This window comes from Deltaproteobacteria bacterium (assembly GCA_020848905.1).
Lineage (GTDB): Bacteria > Myxococcota_A > Polyangia.
Genome location: JADLHG010000026.1, coordinates 133,134 through 155,808 on the forward strand (window position 1 = coordinate 133,134; position 22,675 = coordinate 155,808).

18 protein-coding genes are annotated in these 22,675 nt (G+C 71.4%); 12 read left to right on the forward strand and 6 right to left on the reverse strand.

The genetic code is table 11. The features are described from left to right. Positions 1–81 precede the first annotated feature (81 nt). The 3 genes from IT371_10705 to IT371_10715 all read left to right on the forward strand — a co-directional run bounded on the left by IT371_10705 (position 82) and on the right by IT371_10715 (position 3,666). Complete coding sequence (locus IT371_10705) at positions 82–1,221, forward strand: glycosyltransferase (protein MCC6748120.1); 1,140 nt, start codon at positions 82–84, stop codon at positions 1,219–1,221. Between the two features lie 99 nt (positions 1,222–1,320). Beyond that, positions 1,321–2,310, forward strand: coding sequence for a serine/threonine protein kinase (locus tag IT371_10710; protein MCC6748121.1), 990 nt, complete (start codon positions 1,321–1,323; stop codon positions 2,308–2,310). A 717-nt stretch (positions 2,311–3,027) separates the two neighbouring features. Next, the gene (locus IT371_10715) at positions 3,028–3,666 is read left to right on the forward strand and encodes a hypothetical protein (protein ID MCC6748122.1); all 639 of its coding nucleotides are present in this window, start codon (positions 3,028–3,030) and stop codon (positions 3,664–3,666) included. Here IT371_10715 and IT371_10720 read toward each other — a convergent pair. Further along, positions 3,641–6,151, reverse strand: coding sequence for a hypothetical protein (locus IT371_10720; protein ID MCC6748123.1), 2,511 nt, complete (start codon positions 6,149–6,151; stop codon positions 3,641–3,643). The two genes, IT371_10715 and IT371_10720, sit on opposite strands and share 26 nt — an antisense overlap. Positions 6,152–6,370: 219 nt before the next feature. Between IT371_10720 and IT371_10725 the strand changes: the two genes are divergently transcribed. The 3 genes from IT371_10725 (at position 6,371) to IT371_10735 (ending at position 9,510) form a co-directional block, all read left to right on the forward strand. Then, positions 6,371–6,736 carry a hypothetical protein gene (locus IT371_10725; protein ID MCC6748124.1) on the forward strand — a complete coding sequence of 122 codons (366 nt, stop codon included), beginning with the start codon at positions 6,371–6,373 and terminating at the stop codon, positions 6,734–6,736. 77 nt (positions 6,737–6,813) lie between these two features. Further along, on the forward strand, positions 6,814–8,619 hold the full coding sequence (gene typA, locus IT371_10730; GenBank protein ID MCC6748125.1) for a translational GTPase TypA: 1,806 nt from the start codon (positions 6,814–6,816) through the stop codon (positions 8,617–8,619). 291 nt (positions 8,620–8,910) lie between these two features. Further along, positions 8,911–9,510 carry a hypothetical protein gene (locus tag IT371_10735; protein ID MCC6748126.1) on the forward strand — a complete coding sequence of 200 codons (600 nt, stop codon included), beginning with the start codon at positions 8,911–8,913 and terminating at the stop codon, positions 9,508–9,510. Positions 9,511–9,543: 33 nt separating this feature from the next. Here the strand turns inward: IT371_10735 and IT371_10740 are convergent, their stop codons facing one another. Continuing rightward, on the reverse strand, positions 9,544–10,317 hold the full coding sequence (locus tag IT371_10740) for a hypothetical protein (protein MCC6748127.1): 774 nt from the start codon (positions 10,315–10,317) through the stop codon (positions 9,544–9,546). A gap of 103 nt (positions 10,318–10,420) precedes the next feature. Here IT371_10740 and IT371_10745 point away from each other — a divergent pair, with 103 nt between their 5' ends. Continuing rightward, complete coding sequence (locus IT371_10745) at positions 10,421–11,320, forward strand: cytochrome c (protein ID MCC6748128.1); 900 nt, start codon at positions 10,421–10,423, stop codon at positions 11,318–11,320. 41 nt (positions 11,321–11,361) lie between these two features. Here IT371_10745 and IT371_10750 read toward each other — a convergent pair whose 3' ends face one another. Then, complete coding sequence (locus IT371_10750; GenBank protein MCC6748129.1) at positions 11,362–11,814, reverse strand: hypothetical protein; 453 nt, start codon at positions 11,812–11,814, stop codon at positions 11,362–11,364. 253 nt (positions 11,815–12,067) lie between these two features. On the opposite strand from IT371_10750, the gene IT371_10755 reads away from it, so the two are divergent. Further along, complete coding sequence (locus tag IT371_10755; GenBank protein ID MCC6748130.1) at positions 12,068–14,479, forward strand: RNA-binding transcriptional accessory protein; 2,412 nt, start codon at positions 12,068–12,070, stop codon at positions 14,477–14,479. Positions 14,480–14,489: 10 nt separating this feature from the next. Here IT371_10755 and IT371_10760 read toward each other — a convergent pair whose 3' ends face one another. Further along, positions 14,490–14,945, reverse strand: coding sequence for a YdcF family protein (locus IT371_10760; GenBank protein MCC6748131.1), 456 nt, complete (start codon positions 14,943–14,945; stop codon positions 14,490–14,492). A gap of 19 nt (positions 14,946–14,964) precedes the next feature. After that, entirely contained in the window at positions 14,965–15,369 is a 405-nt protein-coding gene (locus IT371_10765) for a thioredoxin family protein (protein ID MCC6748132.1), read from the reverse strand. A 138-nt stretch (positions 15,370–15,507) separates the two neighbouring features. On the opposite strand from IT371_10765, the gene IT371_10770 reads away from it, so the two are divergent. The 4 genes from IT371_10770 to IT371_10785 all read left to right on the forward strand — a co-directional run bounded on the left by IT371_10770 (position 15,508) and on the right by IT371_10785 (position 22,101). Continuing rightward, the gene (locus tag IT371_10770; protein MCC6748133.1) at positions 15,508–16,236 is read left to right on the forward strand and encodes an NAD(P)H-binding protein; all 729 of its coding nucleotides are present in this window, start codon (positions 15,508–15,510) and stop codon (positions 16,234–16,236) included. Beyond that, positions 16,233–19,217: a PAS domain-containing protein gene (locus tag IT371_10775; protein MCC6748134.1), complete on the forward strand. Its 2,985-nt coding sequence runs from the start codon at positions 16,233–16,235 to the stop codon at positions 19,215–19,217. The genes IT371_10770 and IT371_10775 overlap by 4 nt, the downstream gene beginning before the upstream one ends. Before the next feature lie 148 nt (positions 19,218–19,365). After that, a complete protein-coding gene (locus IT371_10780; protein ID MCC6748135.1) occupies positions 19,366–21,588 on the forward strand; it encodes a PAS domain S-box protein in 2,223 nt (740 codons plus the stop codon). Positions 21,589–21,657: 69 nt separating this feature from the next. Continuing rightward, positions 21,658–22,101 (forward strand): hypothetical protein, encoded by a 444-nt coding sequence (locus IT371_10785; GenBank protein MCC6748136.1) that lies wholly within the window; start codon positions 21,658–21,660, stop codon positions 22,099–22,101. A gap of 19 nt (positions 22,102–22,120) precedes the next feature. Here the strand turns inward: IT371_10785 and IT371_10790 are convergent, their stop codons facing one another. Then, positions 22,121–22,633, reverse strand: coding sequence for a DUF2505 family protein (locus IT371_10790; GenBank protein MCC6748137.1), 513 nt, complete (start codon positions 22,631–22,633; stop codon positions 22,121–22,123). Positions 22,634–22,675: the final 42 nt, after the last annotated feature.

Sequence of the window (22,675 nt, forward strand, 5' to 3'; positions counted from 1 at the left end):
AGGGCGACTCGGCCCGCGGACGCTGCCACGAGCGCGCGGTGGGATCGACGCGGGGCCTTCTCTGGAGGTAGAGTCCGCGCCATGCGCGTCCTTCACTTGATGCGGGGTTCCGAGGAGGTCTACGGCGCCGAACGCGTGATCTTCGCGGAGCTCGAAAAGCTGCGACTCGCCGGCGTGGACGCCCGTTTCCTCATGTTGCAGGAGTCCCGCCTCGGCGAGGCGGGCGACCTGATGGGCAAGCTGCTGGAGGAGATGGGGGTCCCCGTCGTCCGCGTCCCCGTGGACAAGGCGATCTCCACGCGTGCCGTGACCGACCTGCGACGGGCGATCGAACGCGAGGCTCCGCAGGTGGTGCACACGCACGGCTACAAGGGAGACGTCTACGGCCTGCTGGCCTGCCGCCTGGCCAAGGTGCCCGTGGTGGGGGAGATCCACGGCTGGCTCTTTCCGCGCGACGACTACGTGATCCGTTTCTACGAGTGGCTCGACGTGCAGGCCCTCAAGCGCATGGACGCGGTGATCGTCCTGGCCGACCACTACCGGCGCATGATCCTCCGCATGGGGTTCCAGTCCCAGCGCATCAAGCTGATCCCGAGCGGCGTGGACGTGCCGGCGCTCAAGGCCAAGGTCGGTCAGGCCGACCTGCGGCAGCGGCTCGGCATCGCGGCGGACCGGCCGGTCATCGGCATGCTCACCCGGCTGAGCCACGAGAAGGGGGTGGACCTCTTCCTGCGCGCCTTCGCGCTCGTGCGGCGCCGGCACCCGCGGGCGGTAGGAGTCGTCTTCGGGGACGGCCCCGAGCGTCAGGCGCTCGCGCAGCTCGCCGCGGAGCTCGAGCTCGGTCCGACGGAGCTCGTCTGGGCGGGCTACTGCGCGGAGGCGATGGACGCCTTGTGCGCGCTCGACGTGGTGGCCCAGACCAGCCGCACGGAGGCGCTGCCCCAGGCGCTCATGGAGGCGATGGTCATGGAGCGCCCCGTCGTCGTCACCGCCGTGGGCGGCTGCCCCGAGCTGGTGCAGGAGGGCGAGACGGGCTACGTGGTCCCCTCCTCGGACCCCGAGACGATCGCGGCCCGCCTCTGTCATCTCATCGAGCACCCGGACCTGGCCTTGCGCATGGGCCGGTCGGGCGCGGCGCGCATCGCCGAGGGCTACACGATGCAGCACTGGGTGGAGCGCACGCTGCGCGTCTACGAGACGCTCTCCCGGGCCCCGAGCTGACCGGCAGCGACCACCGCCGTCGCTGACCGTTGACCCTGTCGCGCGCCCTCCCTTGCCAGTGAAGGGGCTCACCGGTACGCTAGACCTTCGGACCCATGCATGTACGTTGAACGAGATCGTCCCGGCGCGGTCATTGCCGGCAAGTACGAGCTATTGGAGCTCGCCGGGCGGGGCGGCATGGCCACGGTGTGGCGTGCGGTCACGCTCGGCGCCGCGGGCTTCAGGCGACCCGTGGCGGTCAAGCGCATCCTCTCGACGCTCATCGGCAGCCGCGACTTCGTGACCCTCTTCGTCGAGGAGGCCCGCGTCTGCGCCGACCTCTCGCACCCGAACATCGTGCAGACCCACGACTTCGGCCGCGACGAGCAGGGCATGTACTACCTCGTGCTGGAATGGGTCGAGGGGCTGGACATGCGCCGCTTCCTCTACGCCTACGAGGCGAGCGGGCTGCGCGTCCCCTGGCCGATCCTGACGGCGATCACCATCGAGGTCCTGCGCGCTCTCGGCGCGGCGCACGAACGTATCGACGGCCGGGGACGACCCGCGCCCGTGTTCCATCGGGACGTGAACCCGCAGAACATCCTGCTCGGCCTGCACGGCGCGGTGAAGCTCACCGACTTCGGCCTGGCGCGGGCCATGGACCGGGCTCGCATCACGCACCCCGACATCCTGAAGGGCAAGCTCTCCTACATGGCCCCCGAGATGGCCTTCGGCCACCCCGCGAGCGTGCAGAGCGACCTCTTCAGCGTCGGCGTGGTGCTCTGGGAGACGCTCGTCGGGCGCAAGCTCTTCGAGGGAGCCGACGACGTGGAGGTGGTGCTCGGCGTGCGGCGCGCGGAGATCCCGGCCCTCTCGTCGATGCGCAAGGACCTGCCTCCCCCCTTCTCGCGGATCGTGGAACGCTCGCTCGCCCGCGAACCGAAGGACCGCTACGCCTCGGCGCGCCAGATGGGGCGCGAGCTGGCCGGCCTCCTCCGTCGGGTCGCCGAGCCTACCGACGCGCAGGTGGTCGGTCAGAGCGTGGCCGAGGCCCGCCGCCGGCTCCAGCGCCTCCCGCCCGTCCCTCCGGAAACCCCGCTCGTCGGCTGACCGCCCGACGCGCGTGGCCGCTTGGCGAACGGAACTGTTTGAGGCAGGCTGCGCGCCGTGAGCCGACGCGGACGAACCGAGCGCCCGAAGAGCCGCAGCGCAGGCCGCGCGGGGCGACGCAACCGAGGCGCCGAGGCCCCCGCGCCTCCGCGCGAGGGTCGTCGCGACCGACGCCGGGGCGAGAGCGAGGCCAGCCGCGCCACGCGGACCGAGCGCCCGACGAGCGGCCGCGCGCTCCGGGAACCGCCGCGCACGGGTGGGCCGCGGAAGGCCGCGCCCTCGACGGAGAAGCCGGAGGCCGGCCTGCCCTTCGTGCCGCGCCCGCGACCGTCCTCGGACCTCGGACGGCGCTTCGTCTGGACCTGCCGCCCGGGGGTGGAGGCGGAGCTCCTCGAGGAGCTCGCGCTCGGCCGACCGGCCCTCCGCCCCGAGCGCCTCGGGCCGTCGCTCGTGGCGAGCCAGGGCCGCCTCGCGGACTGGCCGACCTTCGCGCGCACCGGTTTTCCCGTGCTCGCCGAGCTCGGCGCGGAGGCCGGGCCGCTCGCCTGTTGCCTCGCCGGGCCGCTCGCCGAGCGCCTGCGCCGCACCCCCGAGCCGTGGGTCGTTCAGGCCTGGGTTCCGGACGCCGACGCGCTGAACCCGCTCGCCTCGCGGGCCGAGTCGCTCGAGAGCGAGCTCCGCGCGGCGCTCTGCGCGACAGAACCGGCGCTCGTCCCCCTGCTCCGGGAACGCCGCTCGGCCCTCCAGCGGAACGAGGGTCTGACGGTGCAGGTCTGCCTCACCGCTCCCACGCGCGCGCTCTGCGGGCTCGTCGCCGCGCACGAGCTGCCGACGACCGCGGCGGGAGGCCGCGCGCGAAGCCGCGCCCCGAAGCACGCCCCCTCGCGGGCCGCGCGCAAGCTGGTCGAGGCCTTCGACTGGATCGGTCAGGGGCCGGAGCCCGGCGAGCGGGTCGTGGACCTCGGCGCCGCCCCCGGCGGCTGGACCGCCGTGCTCCTCGAGCGAGGCGCGCACGTGGTGGCGGTGGACCTCGGGCAGATGGACCCTGCCCTCGCGCGGCACCGCAACCTGCGCGTCATCCACGGCAACGCCTTCCACCACGAGCCCGAGGAGCCGGTGGGCTGGCTCTTCTGCGACCTGGCCTGGCGTCCGCTCGAGGTCGCGAGCCTGCTCGCCAAGTGGGGGCGCCGCGGCTGGACCGACGCGCTGGTCGCGAACCTGAAGCTCCCCATGCGCAAGAAGCTCGGCTTCGTCGAGCGCCTGCGCGGCATGCTGGGCGAGGGCTTCCGCACCGTGCGCGCGCGCCAGCTCTATCACGACCGCGAGGAGGTCACCTTCGCGGCGTGGAGGCGCTGAGAGCCCGGCGCGAGACGAGGTGCCCGACCCGAGTGCGACGCCAGCGCGAGACGAGGTGCCCGAGCCCGAGCGCGAGCACGAGGAGCGCGCTACCCGCCGCGTGCCCGTCCCCCGCCACCGCACAGCACCCGCCCGACGCGGCGCTCCCCTGCCCGTCTCCGGAGCCCGCACCGTCGGTGCCGGGAGGAATCCCGAGCTCCTTACCGCTCGAACCGTCGCGCGAAGACCCATCCCCGTGCGAGGCCAGGTCCACGAGGCCTCCTCCGTCCCCCGCACCGCCGAGGTCCCGCGGCGGCCCACCATCCGGGCCGGTCCCGGTCGTCACGGTGAGCGTCACGGCGCTGCTCCACGGGGCCACGGTCTCGGCCATCACCTGCTCGAAGCTCGACGGAGTGAGCGGCACCGGAGCGCGAAGGCGAAGCCGGACGGTGGCGATCGACGGATCCTTCGGCACCACGTAGCTCACCTCGCCGGCGGCGACCCAGACTCCGGGCCAGGTCTCGACCACCGTGGTGGTGCGACCGTCGCGAAAGGTCGTCACGACCTCGCGCTCGATGAGGCCGACGTAGCGGCCGGGGAGCGCGAGGCGCACCGTCTCCGTCGGACGCACCGTGGCCTGGGCCGGCGTCACGTTCATGGCCCCGCCGGCGTAGTAGCCTGCCGCCTGCATGCTCAGCTTGGGCAGCGCCATGCTCACGGCGTTCAGGTCGGCGTCCGTGCACTCGCCCTTCGCCCCGTCGAAGGTCTTCACCGCCACCTCCACGAGCCCCACGTCCTGCGCGAAGTAGTAGTCCTCGCGCAGCACCCAGCCCTTGCAGTAGGGAGCGCCGTATTCGACGTACTTCACCCGCAGCGCGTTGACGCGGCCGAGCCCCGCGCTCGCGTAGTCCCGCGCGACCACGGCGTGCTCCACCCGCCAGCCGTGCGTCCCGCGCAGCGTCTCGAGCGGCGCGCCGTAGCCCTCCTTGCAGTACTCGCTCTCCGTGTGCCCTCGCCCGAAGAGCGTGTCCTCGCGCTGAAAGAGCCACCCCGCCTCGCCCGGCCCCGAGGAGAGCAGGTACGGCGGGAAGTAGTGGTGCTGGAACGGCGCCGAGTAGAAGAGGTGATCCCAGCTCCGCTGGTCGGGGTCGGCCCCCCCGTAATAGCTCCCGAGCTTGTACCAGGCCGTCCCCGCGCCGCCGAGGAAGTCCGTCCGGTAGGTCTTGTGTCCGACGGTGCCGAGGTAGTTCTCGCTCCAGCGGCCGTTCGGCAGAAAGCCGGTGCTGAAGAAGCGCAGGTTGCGCACGCCTTGAAAGGGGTCGCCCGGCTTCTCCGGCCCCCAGTAGCCCGCGCGGTGGCTCTTCAGGTAGCGGAGCGGCAAGGTCGGGATCCCGCAGACCAGCGTCGGCGCCTCGACCTCCACGCGCGCCTCGAAGGGCACCGGCGGGTTGAAGTAGGCGTTCGACCCGCGGTAGTGCCAGAAGTGCCCGGCCCCGAGGTTCCAGAACCGCTTCGCGTCGTACGCGCCGCTCTTGCCGAGCAGCGGGTCCACCACGAGGCGCCGCGGGCATCCGTTGCAGGGGACCTTCTGCGTCAGGCCGATCCCGCCCCCCATCGCGATCCCCGACGGGCACTCGGCCACCGCGTAGGCGGGATTGCTCGAGCAGATCTTCCCCGAAGAAGAGCGCACGTTCGCCGACAGCACGAGCTCCGCCCCGCCCATCACGCTCCCCGGGATCGCCGGGTCGGCGAGCTTCAAGAGGTCCTTCTCGACGTCGAGCGTGACGCTCCACTCCCTCCGGCCCGCGTCGAAGGTTCCGCCCGAAAGCTCCTGCCAGACCCCGGCGGCGCGCAGGTCGCCGTCCGCCTTGGCCACGAAGACCTGGATGCCCGCCACCGCGCCGTCGCTGGCCGCGCCCACCACCGTGACCTTGAGCGTGTCTCCGGGGCCGTAGACGTCCTTCTGCGGGGCGAGCGTCACGCTCGTGCAGCTCACGGGCGCTTGCGGAGGCGGCGCGACGACGAAGACCCGCTGGCAGCCGACGCAGGGCTTGCCGAGGCTGGTCGGGATGCTCGGCGCCACCGTGATCCCCCCCGGACAGCAGGCATAGCCTGGGTTACCGCTGCAGGTCTCCCCCGCGGACCCCACGACGTTGGCCACGAGCACGTACTCTCCCGGCTGGCTCGGCACGGTCAGCGCGGCCTTCAGCTCGGCCTTGCCCGCATCGAAGACTCCGGAGACCTGGGTCCAGCTCGCCGTCTGCGTGAGGTCCGCCCCACGCGAGGCGTAGTAGAGGCGGATCTCCGTCGGTGCACTCCCTCCCGCGGCGCCGCGCGCCACCACCTCGACCACCTCGCCGGGCCGGTAGGCGGGGGCCCCCGGCCGGAGGACGAGTCCGGTGCAGCGCACCGCGGAAGGATACGGGCCGGCGCGGAGGCTCCGAGGAGCGGCGAAGAGCCCAACGATGAGGAAAAGGACCGCGGCAATGGAGGTTCGGGTCGGCATCGGCGCCACCATAGCAGCCGCGAAGGCCGGCTTCACTCCCCGACCGGTACCACCGGTCCGGGCTAGCTTGCGCGGTCGGGCCGTGCTATGGGTCACGCCCGCTGGAGGGGAAGCTCCCCTCCGCCGACGAAGGAAAACGAGATGTCCGGCGGCGATACCGCAGTCCAGGTCACCACGGCATGGTCAGATGGCCGCCCCAGCGGTCATACTATAGGCACCATGGCCGCCGACCAGGAGCCCAAGGCGAAGGAGACGAAGGACCACGACGTGGTCCTCGTGCAGGGCCCGACCGAAGATGGACAGGGGATGCGCGCCCTCCGGTCGCGCCCGGGGCGCCTCGACCTGACCGAGCTCCGCCCGACCAGCGACGGGAAGCCGCTCAACGGGGCCGAGCTCGTGCGACTCAAGCCGCGCGCAGAGAGCCCGGCGCTGTGGGACGTGGACGTGCAGTTCTCCGACGCCCAGGCCACCGACGCGGCACGCTCGGGGCCGCCGCGCGTCGCGACCGCGGCCTACCGCAAGAACTGGGACACCGCGTTCGGGAAATCCCCGTCGCGGACCAAACGCCGAAGCAACCCGAACTGAGATAGCCACCCACACTCGCGACCCCCGGGACCATCACGGGCCGTCGCGAAGCCCCCGAGCAGGACCAGCATCGCACCATGACCGCCCTACGCAGTGTCGCCATCGTGGCCCACGTGGACCACGGCAAGACCAGTCTCCTCGACCACCTCCTTCGGCAGTCGGGCACGCTCAAGGAACGCGGCCCGCAGACCGTCTGCGTGATGGACTCGAACCCGCAGGAGCGGGAGCGCGGGATCACGATCCTCGCCAAGTGCACGGCCATCAAGTGGCAGGACCAGATCATCCAGGTGGTGGACACGCCGGGACACCAGGACTTCGGCGGCGAGGTGGAGCGCATCTTGCGCATGGTGGACTCGGTGCTGCTGGTGGTCTGCGCGGTGGAGGGGCCCATGCCGCAGACCCGCTACGTGCTCCGGAAAGCGCTCGAGCAGGGCTTCCGGCCGGTGGTGGTGATCAACAAGATGGACCGCCCCGAGGCGCGCCCCGACTGGGTGCACAACGAGGTCTTCGACCTCTTCTCGGCGCTCGGCGCGACGGACCAGCAGCTCGACTTCCCGGTGGTCTACGCCTCGGCGCGCGCCGGGTGGGCCTCGCATACGGAATCGCCGGGGACGGACATGAACCCGCTCTTCGAGGCCATCGTGAAGCACGTCCCCGAGGGGCAGGGGGACGTGAACGCGCCTCTGCAGCTCCAGGTGGCGACGCTCGACTACTCGGACTACCTCGGGCGGATCGCCATCGGTCGCGTGATGCAGGGCCGCATCCGACGCGGGCTGCGCGCCGTGTGCTGCCGCCGCGACGGCAGCATGGACTCCTTCAAGGTCACCCGCCTGATGGGCTTTCTCGGACTCGAGCGCGTGGAGCGGGACGAGGCGGTTGCCGGGGAGGTCGTGGCCCTCGCCGGCGTGGACCGCGTCACGGTGGGCGAGACGATCTGCGAGGAGGAGCGGCCGGCCCCCTTGCCCCCGCCGCCGGTGGACGAGCCGACCATCGCCATGCAGTTCGGCATCAACACCTCCCCCTTCGCCGGGCAGGAGGGGCAGTACGTGACGAGCCGGCACGTCCTCGAGCGGCTGCGCAAGGAGCTCGAGCACAACGTGGGCTTGCAGATGCAGGAGACCGAGGGGCGCGACTACTGGCGCATCCTCGGCCGCGGCACGCTCCACCTCTCGGTGCTGATCGAGAACATGCGCCGCGAGGGCTACGAGCTCTCCGTCGGGCAGCCGCAGGTCGTGCTGCGCGACGGGCAGGAACCGTGGGAAGAGGTGACCATCAACGTGCCCCAGGAGTCCTCGGGGGTGGTGATCGAGAAGCTCGCGAAGCGGGCCGGGGTGCTGCTCTCGCACGAGGTGGACGGCAACGGCATCTCCACCCTGCGGCTCGAGATCCCGAGCCGCGGCCTCATCGGCTACCGGAGCGAGTTCCTCACCGACACGCGCGGCGAGGGAATCCTCTACCACGCCTTCGCGCGCTACGCGCCGATCGCCGGCGCCATCCGACGCCGCGAGAACGGCGCGATGATCGTGCAGGAGAACACCGACACCGTGACCTATGGGCTGCACGGCCTGCAGGAGCGCGGACGGCTGCTCGTGGGCCCCGGGGAGCGCGTCTACGCCGGGCAGGTGATCGGGCTGCACAGTCGCGCGAACGACCTCGTGGTCAACCCCGGCAAGTCCAAGAAGCTGACCAACATCCGCTCCGCGGGCGCCGACGAGAAGCTCTTTCTCACGCCCCCTCTGCGCCTGAGCCTCGAGGAGTCGATCGAGGTCATCGCCGACGACGAGCTCGTGGAGATCACGCCGAAGTCGATCCGCATCCGCAAGCGCATCCTGGACCACAACCTGCGCAAGCGCGAAGAGAAGGCCCGCGGCATCGACAACTGATCGACGGCCTCTCGCCCGCCGCAGCGGCCTCCCCGCACCGCTCGTCCCCCAAGGCCCAGCACCTATCCTCCTACACTCGTTGGGCAAAGCCCCTTCAGCCAGGGCGAACGATCTCGCCACCTCGCGCGAAGTCCGCTCGCGGGGCCGGCGAGCGCGGATCTTGCGGGAATGTCTCGCGTTACTTGCACCTCCGACCCGCGGCGCGATCTGGCCTGCAGGTTGCACATTGCCGTTTGCACGTAGGTCACAAGGTCCACAACGTCGCGACCCGCTCGCGAGGAGGAAGCCATCATGCGTCGCACCGTCGTCCTGTCCGCTCTTTGCGCTCTCGTCCTTTCGGCCGCGGCCCCCGCCTGGGCCGCCGAAGGGAAGCCCGGCTTGCGGGCGCGCGTGGCCGAGCGCTTCAACAAGGCCTGGGCCCCGATCGAGACCGCCTGGCACAACGTGAACCCGTTCGCGCGTCGCGCCCTGCTCATCGCCTCGGGTGCGGGCGTCGCAGCGGGCGCCATCGCCTACAGCGGCCAGGGCGGCGACCCCAAGCTGGCGGTCCCGATGGCCGTCTTCGGCGTCGAGATGGCCCTCTCCGGCACGGCCAGGGACAAGCCGCTCTCCGGCGTGGAGCGCGTGCAGACGCTCGGCCGCATGGCGATCACCCCGCTCGCCATTCGCGTGGGCATGACCGACGCCAAGGAGCTCTTCGGCGGGCTGCCCGTGGTCGGCCGCGCGCTCGATACGAACTGGATCCGCGAGGGCGTGAACTTCGGTAAGGGCGTGGCGTCCATCTGGTACGGCGCGCGCGGCGCGGTGGACCAGCTGGTGCAGTGGTGGGCCGACCAGAAGCTGAGCGAGAAGAAGGAAAAGAACCTGTTCCCCTACTCCTTCAACCAGTAGTAGCTCTGGCCAAAGCCCTCCCGCGCTCCTCCCCTACTTCGCCTCCGCCTTCAGCCCGGCGAGCTTCTTCAGGTCCACTTCCTTGGCCAGCGCCACCAGCGCATCCGCGCTCGCGATGGGCTGCTGCGTGACCTCGACCAGGAAGCGCCCTCCGATGAGCACGGCCAGCTTGCCGCGCTTGTCGCTCGCGTGCCACTCGGCCATCCCCGGCGAGCCGTCGATCGTGACGCCCTTCTTGGTTCCCGAGGAGGAATCCTCGTTCATCTGCGCGGCCAGCGCGAAGCCCGCACGCAGCATCGGCACGAGCGAGGTGTCCACGATCTCCAGCGTCAGGTGCGTCTCCCCCTTGCCGTAGCGGCGCCGGGCCTTCGAGACCTTCATCTGCCCCATCCCCGCGGTGGAGCCCTCGGTCTCCCCCTGGGCCTCCTGGCCCCCAAGCTTGGCCGGAACGAGCGCGGCCAGCGCCCGCCAGTTCACCACCTCACCGAGCGGCTTCGCCCCGCCGGCCCCCTGGGCCAGCGCGCTCCCCAGCTTGGCCAGCGCCTCGGCCGGGTTGGTCGGCTTGCCTCCGCCGCCTTCGTCCTCTTTGTCACCGGCTGCACCGGCTGCTGCTGCCGCTGCCTTCGCGGCCGCCGCCATCGCCGCCGCCGCTTGCGCCTCCGGCGTGCCAGCCTTCGCGGCCGGCGCCTCTGCCTTCGCGGCCGGCTCGCCCGTCTTCGGCGCCTCGCCCTCGGCGCCCGCCGGTCCTTCCTTCTTGCAGCCGAAAAGCCCGATCAAGAGCAGTGGCATCCACGCGCGTCGCATCATCGTTCTTCCCTCCGGGTAGAAGCGGGGAGCCTACCACAGGAGTCTCGGCCCCTCGCCGTGCTACTTTCCCGGCTCCCCACGCTGCTCACCGTCGGAGCTGCCGATGCGATCACGACCGCGCCACCTCCTCGTTCTGTTCGCGCTCCTGGCGTGCGCCTGCTCCGGCCAGCCCGCGAGCGCTCCCTCCGACGCCCGCTCCACGAGCCCCGGCTCCGCGAACCCCGGCTCCGATCCCGGAGCGGCTCTCGAATTCCTCCAGGGCGGACGCCTCGTGCGGCGCCTGACGCTCGCCGAGCTCCATCGCCTGGCTCCCGCCGAGAGCGTGACCTTGCAGAGCCCGGAGTACCGCCGGAGGAAACGCTACCGCGCGCTGCCGCTCGAGCCGCTCCTCGCCTTCGGCTTCGCCACCCCCACGGCCTCCCTCGCCCGTCGCGATCTCGAGCTGCGGGCCAGCGACGGCTACACCGCGAGCCTGCCCGCGGCGGTGCGCGCGGAAGGCGGGGCCATGCTCGCCGTCGAGGATCTGGACCAGCCGGGCTGGGAACCCGTCGGTCCGCGCCGCGCGACCCCGGGGCCGTTCTACCTCATCTGGAGCCGCCCCTCGCAGCGCGACACCCATCGGTATCCGTGGGTCTGGCAGCTCGTCTCCTTCGACCTGGCGAGCCACGCCGAGCTCTACCGGCACACCGTCCCCGCCGGTGCGAAGCCCGGTTCGGCGGTCGCGCGCGGCCACGCGCTCTTCACCCGCGATTGCCTGCGCTGCCACGCCATGAACCGCGAGGGGGGACGACTCGGGCCCGATCTGAACGTCCCGCAGAGCATCGTCGAGTACCGCCCCGCGGCGCAGATCCGCCAGTACATCAAGAACCCGCTCCTCTTCCGCTACGGGACGATGCCGGCGCAGGCGCAGCTCAGCGAGGCCGACCTGGACGCGCTGCTGGCCTACTTCGCGGCGATGAAGGAGCAGAAGCACGACCCCGACGCGCCGACGCGCACCCCCTAAGAAACGTCGTGCGCGGTGGGTCGCCGTACGCGCCGAGCCCGCTACTTCGTCGGCGTGCAGCACCCCTCGTAGTAGACGGGGCAGGTGCCGGCCCCCGTGTTCTTCTCGGTGCCGCTCGGGCAGGTGAGCGCGCAGGGGCCGAAGGTGCAGGTGTACTGCACGCAGGTTCCGCCGATCGACGCGCAGGTGGGCGGGCACTGGCTGGCCGAGAGGCACCCCTTCGCGTCGTCCCAGTACGGGGCGCTCGCCGGGCAGCGACAGACGGGCTCCTTGCCGCAGACCGCCGCGCAGATCTTGTCCACCGGCTGCCCGCAGGCCGCGGGCCAGCAGCTCGGCGGACACGCGCCGTCCATCCAGGTGCCACCGCTCCCCTTGCAGAGCTGGTCCGCCGGCTTCACGAGCGGGCAGGCGGCGTCGTCGGCGCTTCCGGCGAGCACCAGCGTGGCGAGCACGCCGAGTCCGGTGAGAAGCGAAGTGGGGCGAGCGAACGTCATGGAGGTCTCCTTCGGTGCGTGCGGCCCCGAGGGTGTCTCGCCCAGGGCCGCCCGGATCCCGAGGCAAGCGGCGTGCCCCGCGCGTCGGACCCCCTCTTCGCCTCGCGCTCCCGAGCCATCTCCGCCACTTGGCACCCGACGGTCCGCGGACGGCCCTCCGATTTTGCGCCGGGGCCCCCGTGGAAACGCCCCTTTCCGACGGTCACGACGCGCCCGGTTGAACCCGCCGCCCGCTCTCCGTACCATGCCGCCCATGCCAAGCTTCATCGACCTGCTGCCCCAGATCATCGCCGAGGAGCTGCTCCTGCCCGTCTCCTCGGTCGCGCGCACCCTCGAGCTCGTCCGCGAGGGGGCCACGATTCCCTTCATGGCCCGCTACCGCAAGGAGGTCACCGGCGGGCTCGACGAGGTGCAGCTCGGGGCGATCAAGGATCGCTTCGAGTACCTCACGGAGCTCGAGGAGCGGCGCCAGGCCATCCTGAGCTCGCTCACCGAGCGGGACCTGCTCACCGACGAGCTCGCGGCGAAGCTCCACGCCACGCGCAGCAAGACCGAGCTCGAGGACCTCTACCTCCCGTTCAAGCCCAAGCGCCGCACGCGGGCCACCATCGCGCGCGAGCGCGGGCTCGAGCCGCTGGCCGACCTCATCTGGGGCCAGGCGAGCACGCTCGAGCGCTCTCGCGACGAGCTCGGGCTCGCCTTCGTCGATGCGGAGAAGGGGGTCCTCGACCGGGAGGCCGCCTTCCAGGGGGCGCGGGACATCGTGGCCGAACGCATCGCCGACGAGGCCGAGGTCCGCGCCGCGCTCCGCGAGCAGCTCCAGCGTTCGGGCAAGATCGTCTCGCGCCGCGCCGAGGCGCCAAAAGGGAAGAAGGCCGAGGCCGGGCCGAGTGGCCCCCCCATGGACCCCTCGAAGTTCTCCGACTACTTCGAGTTCGACGAGGCCGTGGCCGCGCTTCCGTCGCACCGCATCCTCGCGCTCCGTCGCGGCGAGAAAGAGGGGGCGCTCAGGCTCGAGCTCGAGACCGACCGGGACGCGGCGCTGGCCGAGGTGCAATCGCGCGTGGTGAAGAACCCCGACGCCGCCCTGCGCTTCGACCTGCAGCAGGCGCTCGTGGACAGCTACGACCGGCTCCTCCGCCCCTCCATCGCCGCCGACGTGAATGCGCTCCTCAAGGAGCGCGCGGACCTCGAGGCGATCAAGGTCTTCGCCGAGAACCTGCGGCACCTGCTCCTGGCCGCGCCGTTCGGCCTGCGACCGGTGATCGCCGTGGACCCGGGGTTTCGCACCGGCTGCAAGGTGGTGGCGCTCGACGCGACGGGCAAGCTCCTCGAGGAGACGGTGATCTACCCGCACGAGCCGCACAAGAAAGAGGCCGAGGCCCGGGCCAAGCTGGCCGCGCTCGCGGCGAAGCACGGCGCGGTGGCGCTGGCCATCGGCAACGGCACCGCCGGACGCGAGACGGAGGGCGTGGCGCGCGCCATGCTCCGCGAGGGGCAGCTCCCCGAGGGGTGCGCGGTGATCTCCGTCAACGAGAGCGGCGCGTCGGTCTACTCGGCCTCGGAGATCGCGCGGCAGGAGCTACCGGACCACGACGTGACGGTGCGCGGGGCGGTGTCGATCGGGCGTCGACTGCAGGACCCGCTGGCCGAGCTGGTGAAGATCGACCCCAAGTCGATCGGCGTCGGCCAGTACCAGCACGACGTGAGCCAGCCCGCGCTCAAGCGCTCGCTCGACGGGGTCGTCGAGTCGTGCGTCAACGCCGTGGGGGTGGAGGTGAACACCGCCTCGGTGAAGCTCCTCTCCTACGTGGCGGGGATCGGCGAGACGGTGGCCGAGAACATCATTCGCCACCGCTCGGAGCACGGCGCCTTCCGGTCGCGCCGCGAGCTGCTCAAGGTCCCGCGCCTCGGCCCCAAGGCCTTCGAACAGGCCGCCGGCTTCCTGCGCATCCGCGCGGGAGGGAACCCGCTCGACGGCAGCGGCGTGCACCCCGAGAGCTACGACGTGGTGGAGCGCATGGCGCAGGACCTGGGGGTGAGCGTGGCCGAGCTCGTGGGGCAGCCCTCGCTGGTGAGCCGCATCCCGATCCGGAACTACATCGACGAGCGACGGGGCGAGCCCACGCTGCGCGACATCCTCGCCGAGCTGGAGAAGCCCGGCCGTGACCCGCGGGCGCAGTTCGAGGCGGTCGGCTTCCGCGAGGACGTGACCGAGTTCGAGCACCTGCAGGAGGGGATGGTGCTCCAGGGCGTGGTCACCAACGTGACGAAGTTCGGCGCCTTCGTGGACGTGGGCGTGCACCAGGACGGGCTGGTGCACGTCTCGGAGCTCTCGCACCGCTTCGTGAAGGAGCCGTCGGAGGTGGTGAAGGTCGGGGACCGCGTGCAGGTCAAGGTGGTGAAGGTGGACAAGGAGCGGCGGCGCATCGGCCTGTCGATCAAGCAGACCCAGAGCCCCACCGAGGCGCGGCCCGCCACGGGGCGGGAACCGCCGCCGCGTCGAGAGGGGGCGGAACGGCCCGCGTCGGGGAGCCGCAGCTCCGGGCGTCCGGGCCCGGGGGGCGGGAACCCGCAGCGAGGTGGCCCGGGCGGAGGCGGCGCGCGCCCCGCGCAGAACAAGCCGGCACCGTTCAACGCGATCCGGATTCGACCGCCGCGGTAACGAGCCAGACCTAGCCTAGTCGCGCCCGCCCTCGCACGAGAGCGTAGTGCGCGAGCGCCACGACCTCGCGAACGATCCCCTTCGCGCGAAGAAGCGGTGGCGAGGTGCTCGGCACGAGCCATACGGCCGCGAAGTGCCGCCGGAAGATCCGGCGCGTGCGGAAGGCGTGGTAGCCGTCGGTCACCACGATCACCCTGCCGCCGCCGAGGAGGTGCGCCGCGTGGCGGGCGTTCTCCTCGGTCGTGCGTGAGGTGGGCTCGACGAGGATCGCGCCCTCGGGGACGCCGAGAGCGCGCGCGTACGCGGCGGCTACCACCGCCTCGGCCGGAGTTCGTGGCGCCGGACCCCCGGTGAAGAGGAGCCGCGCCGCGTGCCCCTCGCGCAGGAGGCGCGCCGCCAGCTCGGTGCGGAGGGCCAGGGCTACGGAGGGGCGACCGTCGGGCCGGACGCGGCAGCCGGCCACCACGATGGCGTCCCAGTCCGTACTAATGCTCGTGACCGCACGTGCACTGATGACACCCGCCGTGCGCCTCTTCCTGCGCCTCGACGTCCTTGCGCACCTGGTCCATGTCCAGCCCCTGGATCTTCTGGATCACGTCGTCGAGCGCCGGGGCGGGGAGCACACCGCGCTCGTTGAAGACCTGGATCTGCTGGCGGAAAATCATCAGCGTCGGAATGGCCCGGATGCCGAAGGCCTGGACCAGCTCGTGTTGCGCGTCGGCGTCCACCCTGCCGAAGATGACGTTCGGATGCTTCTCGGCCGCGGCCTCGTAGACCGGCTCGAAGGAGCGACACGGCGCGCACCACTCGGCCCAGAATTCGAGGAGTACCATGTCGTTGCTCGTGACGGTCTGTTCGAAGTTCTGGGCCGTGATCTCGATGGTCGGCATGCGCTCTCCTAGTGTGCCTGACCACGATTTCATAGCAGCTCTTCGGTGGCCTGACCACTCAGAACTCCGCACGGGCCGGCGTGTGACCGACGCGACGCGCCCACCCCGTGCTACCCTTCGCCGCTCGGAGGAACCGCCATGCAGGAGCCACTCGCGTTCGTCGCGGGAGCCACGGGCTACACCGGGCACGAGGTCGTGCGGGCCCTTCGTCGACGCGACCTCCGGACCCTCGCCCACCTCCGTCCCGATTCCCCGCGTCGGGCGGAATGGGTTGAGCGCTTCCTCGACCTCGGCGCCGAGCCCGACCTGACCCCGTGGGTCCTCGAGGCGATGACCGAGACCTTCGCCCGCGCGCGACCGACCCACCTCTTCGCCCTGCTCGGGACCACCCGAGCCCGGGGCCGGGCGGCCGAAGCCGACCACCGCGGCGCGGAGAGCTACGAGACGGTGGACTACGGCCTGACCGCGCTGCTCATCGACGCGGCCCGCGCGGCGGAGCTCGCGCCGCGCTTCATCTACCTGTCGGCCGCCGGCGTGACCCCCACCTCGCGCACGGGCTACTACGCGGCCCGCGCCAGGGCGGAGCAGAAGCTGAGCGAGAGCGGGCTGCCCTACCTCATCGCTCGCCCGTCCTTCATCACCGGTCCCGACCGCGAGGAATCGCGACCCGCCGAACGCCTCGGCGCGCGCGTGGCGGACTCGGCGCTGGCCCTCGCCGGCCTGCTCGGCGGAACGCGACTCGCCAGCCGCTATCGCTCCACGACGGCCGCGGTGCTGGCCGAGTCCCTCGTGCGACTGGCCCTCGACCCCGCCGCGACGAACCGCGTGATCGAGTCCGAGGAGCTGCGCCCAGTGGAGTCCGCATGAAACCTCGACCACAGGGCTCCTCGCAGGAGCACTCGCCGGCGGCCGCGTCGCCCGCTACCGAGCCCTCCGCACCCGATGCGCAGGAGGACACGCAGGACGACCTGCCCGAGCGAGAGACCCGGAGGAGCTCGTGCCCCGTGGTGGGGATCGGCGGCTCCGCCGGCGCTCTCGAGGCCTTCGAGCAGTTCTTCCGCAAGATGCCCGCCGACTCGGGGCTCGCGTTCGTGCTCGTGCCGCACCTGGATCCCACGCACAAGGGGATCATGCCCGAGCTCCTCCAGCGCTACACGGGCATGCCCGTTCACCAGGCCGCCGAGGGGCTGCCCGTCCTGCCCAACTGCGTCTACGTTATCCCCCCGAACCGGGACCTCGGCCTCCTCGACGGCGTGCTGCACCTCCTCGAGCCCTCGGCCCCGCGCGGGTTGCGCCTGCCGATCGACTTCTTCTTCCGCCAGCTCGCCGCCGACCAGGCAGAGCGGGCCATCGGGATCGTTCTGTCCGGCATGGGGTCGGACGGCACGCTGGGCCTGCGCGCGATCAAGGAGCAGCTCGGCATGGCCATGGTGCAGGACCCCGCCACGGCCAAGTACGACGCGATGCCGCGCAGCGCGGTGGGCACCGGGCTCGCCGATTTCGTCGCCCCCGTGGACGAGCTGCCCGCCAAGCTCCTGGCCTACGTCGGGCACCGCTCGCGAGCCACCTCGCTGCCAGACCCGGCGAAGAAGACGACCCAGAGCGCGCTCGGCCGCCTGCTGCTGCTCCTGCGCACCAGAACGGGGAACGACTTCTCCCTCTACAAGCGCAACACGGTGCTCCGCCGCGTGGACCGACGCATGAGCGTGCACCAGATCGCGAGCCTCCCCGACTACGTGACCTACGCGCAGGGGCAACCCGCGGAGCTCGAGCTGCTCTTCAAGGAGCTCCTCATCGGCGTCACCAGCTTCTTCCGGGACTCGACGGCCTTCGAGCTGCTCAAGGAGCGGGCGATCCGCCCACGGCTGCACCTCCAGCAGGCCGCCTTCCGGGTCTGGGTACCGGGGTGTTCGACCGGCGAGGAGGCCTACAGCATCGCCATCCTGCTCCGGGAGTGCCTGGACGAGGAGCCGCAGCTGCAGCCGAAGGTGCAGATCTACGCCACCGATCTCGACGAAGAGGCGATCGAGTTCGCGCGCCAGGGCCTCTACCCGGCGAACGTCGCCGCCGACCTGTCACCCGATCGCCTGCAGCGGTGGTTCGTCAAGGAGGGCGAGGGCTACCGGGTCCGCAAGCACCTCCGCGAGATGCTAGTCTTCGCCCGCCAGAACGTGCTCGCCGACCCGCCCTTCACGCGGCTCGACCTCCTGTGCTGCCGCAATGTCCTCATCTACCTGAACGCGGAGGTCCAGAAGCGGCTCCTCCCGCTCTTCCACTACGCGCTCTCCCCCGGCGGGTTCATGCTCCTCGGGCCGTCGGAGTCCCTCGGGCCAAGCGCGGAGCTGTTTCACCCGGTGGACAGTCACTGGAAGCTCTACGGCCGCGCGGACGTACCGACGACCTACGGCGGTCTGCAGCACTTCCCCTCGCGCATGTTGCCTCAGGAGACGAGCGCCGCGCCCTCAGGCGCGCCACCGGCGACACGGGTCGGGACCACGCTGCAAGACGCCGTGCGCCAGGTGGTGGTGGACGCCGTGGCCCCGCCCATCGCGCTCGTGACCGAGAAGGGGGAGCTGCTCTACACCACGCAAAGGACCGGGAGGTTTCTCGAGCCACCCGTCGGGAGCGCGCACCTCAACGTCTTCGAGATGGCGCGAGAGGGGCTGCGGCTCGAGCTCGCCCTGGCCGTGCGGCGGGCCTCGAGCCAGCAGGCCGAGGTGGAGCTCAAGGGGCTGTCGGTCAAGACCAACGGCGAGCGGGAGACCGTGGACGTCACCGTGAAGCCCCTTGCCGAGCACGAGGCGCTGCGCGGGCTCCTGATGATCGTCTTCAAGGACGCGCCGCGGCCCCGCCGCCGGGGCGGCAAGCGGAGCGGGGCCGACGCGGCGAGCGTGGCTCTCGTCGCCAGTCTCGAGCGCGAGCTGGCGCACATGCGGGAGAGCCTCCAGACGACGCTCGAGGAGATGAGCACCTCGCAGGAGGAGCTGAAGTCTTCCAACGAGGAGCTCCAGAGCACCAACGAGGAGCTCCAGAGCACCAACGAGGAGCTGACCACCTCCAAGGAGGAGCTACAGTCGCTGAACGAGGAGCTCATGACGTTGAACGCGGAGCTCCAGGCCAAGAACGACGAGCTCTCGCTCGCCAGCGCGGACATGCGCAACCTGCTCAACAGCATCCAGATCCCGACCCTCTTCCTCGACAACCAGCTCCGCGTCAAACGCTTCACCTCCCAGGCCACGACGCTCTTCAGCCTCATCGCGAGCGACGTCGGGCGCCCGATCACCGACGTGGTCTGCCACCTCCAGTGCGACACGCTGGAGGCCGACGTGCGCAGCGTGATCGATTCCCTCGTGCCTATCGAGCGCGCCGTGGATGGCCGAGACGGGCGCCCCTTCACCATGCGCGCCGTCCCCTACCGCACGCTGGAGGACAAGATCGACGGCGTGGTGGTCACCTTCGTTGAGAGCGTGAAGCGCCGACACGCCGAGGCCGAGCTGAAGCAGGCCACGGAGTGGCTCCAGCACGTGCTCGCCGGCACCCTGGACGGCTTCGTGGTCTACGACCGCGACTTCCGGTTCGCCCACCTCGGCCCGACGGACCTGGCGCGCCTTCAGGAGAGCGGACGCGACCCCGCGCTCCTCCTCGGCAAAGTGCTCTGGGAGGAGTCACCGGAGCTGGTCGGCACCCCAGCGGAGGAACGCCTGCGCCACGCGATGCTGCACCGCGAACGGGTGGCCTACGAGCACCAACAGGGAGACCGCTGCTACGATGTCCGGGCCTTCCCGTCGCTGGACGGCGGCATAGCCGTGCTGTCCACGGACGTCACCGAGCGCAAGCGCGGCCGTTAACGGGGCATAGGAGTGGGGCCGCGGCGCGCCCGGGAGGGTGGCAGGTGGTCAGGGCCCTATCCCGTGCTAAGTCTAGGTGCTCGCGACCCCCGCGGCGAGATCAACTCAGCCGGGGGAGGGATTGGATAGCGGCGAGGGAGGGCGCGCGATGGGCCAGGAATCTCAGGAAAAGAACGAGGCCACGAGGACTCGCTGGGCCGCGGAGGAGCTTCGGCGCCGCGCGCTGGCCCTGCTCGAACGGCATCCGGGCGGCACCGCCGCGCCCCCGCCACCCGACCTCGACGAGCTCCTGCACGAGCTCCGGGTGCACCGGGTGGAACTCGAGCTGCAGAACGAAGAGCTCCGCGCCGCGCAAAGGGAGACCGAGGCGCTTCGGGCGCGCTACTTCCATCTCTTCGAGCTGGCGCCGGTCGGCTACCTCACGCTGGATGCGCGCGGCGGCATCGCGGAGGGGAACCTGGCCGCCGTGCGCTTTCTCGGCCTGCCCCGCCTGAAGCTCGCCGGCCGGCTGCTCGGCTTCTTCGTCGCCGCCGCTGATCGCCCGACCTTCAATCGTTTTCTCGGCGAAGTCTTCGCCACCGGCACGCGCCAGACCTGCGAGGTGACGCTCCAGCCGGAGAACGCCGCGGAGGCCAGGCTGCTCCTCGAGGGCGTGCGAGAGCAGCCGCGCACCGGCGTCACGCCCTGCTGTCGCGTCGCGCTGATCGACATCTCCGCGCGCGTGGCTGTCGAGGCCTCGTTGCGGGAGAGCGAGGAGCGGTTCCGGCTCTTTTTCGCCAACGCCGGCTTCGGCAAGGCCTTGACCTCTCCCGACGGACGGCTCTCCCGGGTGAACCGCGCGCTCTGCGACCTGCTCGGATACGAGCGAGCTCAGCTCGAGGCGCTGCACCTCGTGGCCCTCGCGCACCCCGACCAGCGCGAGGAGTGCCGCGCCTGGCTGCGCGCGGTGCTGGCCGGCGAGGAGACCGCGCCGCGGAGGGAGATGCGCCTACTGCGCCGCGACGGCGAGGCGGTCTGGGCCGACGTGTGCATGGTCCTCGAGCGAGCGCCGGACGGCGCACCCCTCTGTCTCCTCATCGAGTTCGCGGACCTCACCGAGAAGAAGCAGCTGCAGGCCAACCTGTCCGAGGCGGACCACCTCGCGTCGGTCGGCCTCCTCGCCGCGGGAGTGGCACACGAGATCAATAACCCCCTCGCCTACGTGCTCTACAACCTCGAGACCGCGGCGGAGGACCTGCCCCGCATGGTAGCCGCCGAACGGGGCGCGCGCGACGCGCTGGAAGCCCTCCTCAGCGACGACGCGCGAAAGGCGCTACGTGCCACGTCGGGAGGCGCACGGGGCGTTCCGTCGTGGGAGGACGTGGTGGAGCGAGTGCGACAGGCCTCGGAAGGCGCGGGGCGCGTGCGCAAGATCGCCAGGAGCCTGAGCTCCTTCTCCCGGGTCGAGAGGCGCGACGTGCAGCCCCTCGACCTCCGCATTCCCCTCGACGCGGCGGTGGACATGGCCGCCGCGGAGCTCAAGTATCGGGCGCGCCTGGTGCGAGATCTCGCCCCCGTGCCCCACGTGCTCGGCTCCGAGCAGAAGCTGGCGCAGGTGTTTCTCAACCTGCTCGTGAATGCGGCGCAGGCTTTGCCGGAGGGAGAGGCGGAGCGCCACGAGGTTCGCGTGCGCACCTGGCAAGAGGGTGACGAGGTCTGCACCGAGATCCGCGATACCGGGCCGGGGATCTCGGAGGCCGTGCGAGCCCGCATCTTCGAGCCCTTCTTCACCACGAAGCCCCCGGGACGCGGCACGGGGCTCGGGCTCTCGATCTCGCGAAGCATCGTGCAGGCGCTGGGCGGCCGACTGGACGCGCGAAACCACCCCGATGGAGGCGCCGCGTTCACCGTGCGGCTGCGGGCGGCGGACGAGGCCCGCGAGGCCGCTCTGTCCACCGACGCGGCGGAGGAGGCTATGGGGGAGACGACGGGGCCGGCACCAGCGCCTTCCGAGGGACGCTTGTTGATCGTGGACGACGAGCCCCTGGTTCGGGGAGTCCTCCGCCGCATCCTCGAGACCTATACCGTGGTCGAGGCAGCCTCCGGTGCCGAGGCGCAGAACATCCTGGCCACCGATCGTGGCTTCGACCTCATTCTCTGCGACGTGACGATGCCCACCATGTCGGGGATCGACCTCTACAGGTGGCTGGCGGCGCTGGACGGGGAGGCCGCCCGACGCATCGTGCTCGTCACGGGCGGTGCGTTCACCCCGCGCGCCGAAGCCTTCCTGGCCGAGACCACCAACCCGCGCCTGAACAAGCCCTTCGACCCGCAGAACGTGCGAGAGATGGTCGCCCGGCTCGTCGCCGCCGGACGGCAGAAGCCGGCCTAAGCCCGGCGGTGTCCGCGTTGCGCCAGGGCCGCCTTGCCTGACCCACGCCCCCCACGTTATGAAGGAGGGATGAAGCTCCTTCTTTGCGCCCTCTCCGTATGCCTCGTTCCCCTCGGCTGCGCCCCCGTCAAGGACCGCAGCCAGCTCGACAAGGGCGTCAGCTACCGCGATCGCGGCGTCTACGCCGACTGGGGCAGCGGCTCGTGGGACGTCGGAAGCGGCTGGCTCGACTCCGGCGCGTCTCACGACGGCCAGCCACGCAGCGACGGCGGGCGCCGCGACAAGGGGACCACGGGGGACAAGGGAACGACCGCAGACAAGGGGGCCTCGACGGGGTGCAGCGCCGCGGACAGCGAGTGCGCGACCGCCTCGTGGCCGCCTGCCGCCTGCACCGGCGGGAAGTGCTTCGCCAAGGGCTGCTGCTGCCCCACCGAGCGCCAGTGCTCCTCGGGGAGCTTCCCGGTCTGCTGCCCGCCGGGCAAGACCTGCAAAGGGGGCGGCAACTGCGGCTAGCCTCCGGCGGTCCGGGGCCTCACGCCGCGTGGGTCGCGAAGTAGCCCGTCGCGAACTCGCAGGCCAGAGCCAGCCCGCGTTCCATCTCACCGAGGAGGTACCGCTCGAGCGCTCCTCCCGCGAGCGGGATGCGCGCGCGACAGTAGCCCTCCCAGATGCGACGCGTCTTGCGACCGCCCTCCACGGGCTCCCACAGAAAACAGCCGCCGTAGTCCACCCGGTTGCCGAAGATGGGGACCACGAGCGCGATCTCGAAGCGCCGCTCGCGGGCCTTGAAGTGCCCCTCCTCGCGCACGAGCGTCGCGCCCCGGATGATGGCCTTCAACACCGACGGGATCTGCCGGTCGGGCACCATCTCGACGGTCCGCCGGACCACCAGGCTCTCACCCTCTCCCTCGCGCTCGAGCTGCCGCCCCTCGACCTTCAGCTTCAAGTGCCGGTAGAGCCCGTCGTTGTACTCCTCGTCGAAGAGAAAGACCTGCCAGAGGCGGTCTTCCGGCACGTCGAAGAGGTGCTCGATGCGGTGTTCCATGGTGGCCTCGCGGCGAGTGGCTCGACGGAGGCTTACCGCATC

Excerpts from the sequence above, each read along its gene's own strand:
- IT371_10705 (MCC6748120.1), top strand. The coding sequence starts at position 82 with ATGCGCGTCCTTCACTTGATGCGGGGTTCCGAGGAGGTCTACGGCGCC.
- IT371_10710 (MCC6748121.1), top strand. The coding sequence starts at position 1,321 with ATGTACGTTGAACGAGATCGTCCCGGCGCGGTCATTGCCGGCAAGTAC.
- IT371_10720 (MCC6748123.1), bottom strand. The coding sequence starts at position 6,151 with ATGCCGACCCGAACCTCCATTGCCGCGGTCCTTTTCCTCATCGTTGGG.
- IT371_10725 (MCC6748124.1), top strand. The coding sequence starts at position 6,371 with ATGGCCGCCGACCAGGAGCCCAAGGCGAAGGAGACGAAGGACCACGAC.
- typA (MCC6748125.1), top strand. The coding sequence starts at position 6,814 with ATGACCGCCCTACGCAGTGTCGCCATCGTGGCCCACGTGGACCACGGC.
- IT371_10735 (MCC6748126.1), top strand. The coding sequence starts at position 8,911 with ATGCGTCGCACCGTCGTCCTGTCCGCTCTTTGCGCTCTCGTCCTTTCG.
- IT371_10740 (MCC6748127.1), bottom strand. The coding sequence starts at position 10,317 with ATGATGCGACGCGCGTGGATGCCACTGCTCTTGATCGGGCTTTTCGGC.
- IT371_10745 (MCC6748128.1), top strand. The coding sequence starts at position 10,421 with ATGCGATCACGACCGCGCCACCTCCTCGTTCTGTTCGCGCTCCTGGCG.
- IT371_10750 (MCC6748129.1), bottom strand. The coding sequence starts at position 11,814 with ATGACGTTCGCTCGCCCCACTTCGCTTCTCACCGGACTCGGCGTGCTC.
- IT371_10755 (MCC6748130.1), top strand. The coding sequence starts at position 12,068 with ATGCCAAGCTTCATCGACCTGCTGCCCCAGATCATCGCCGAGGAGCTG.
- IT371_10765 (MCC6748132.1), bottom strand. The coding sequence starts at position 15,369 with ATGCCGACCATCGAGATCACGGCCCAGAACTTCGAACAGACCGTCACG.
- IT371_10770 (MCC6748133.1), top strand. The coding sequence starts at position 15,508 with ATGCAGGAGCCACTCGCGTTCGTCGCGGGAGCCACGGGCTACACCGGG.
- IT371_10775 (MCC6748134.1), top strand. The coding sequence starts at position 16,233 with ATGAAACCTCGACCACAGGGCTCCTCGCAGGAGCACTCGCCGGCGGCC.
- IT371_10780 (MCC6748135.1), top strand. The coding sequence starts at position 19,366 with ATGGGCCAGGAATCTCAGGAAAAGAACGAGGCCACGAGGACTCGCTGG.
- IT371_10785 (MCC6748136.1), top strand. The coding sequence starts at position 21,658 with ATGAAGCTCCTTCTTTGCGCCCTCTCCGTATGCCTCGTTCCCCTCGGC.
- IT371_10790 (MCC6748137.1), bottom strand. The coding sequence starts at position 22,633 with ATGGAACACCGCATCGAGCACCTCTTCGACGTGCCGGAAGACCGCCTC.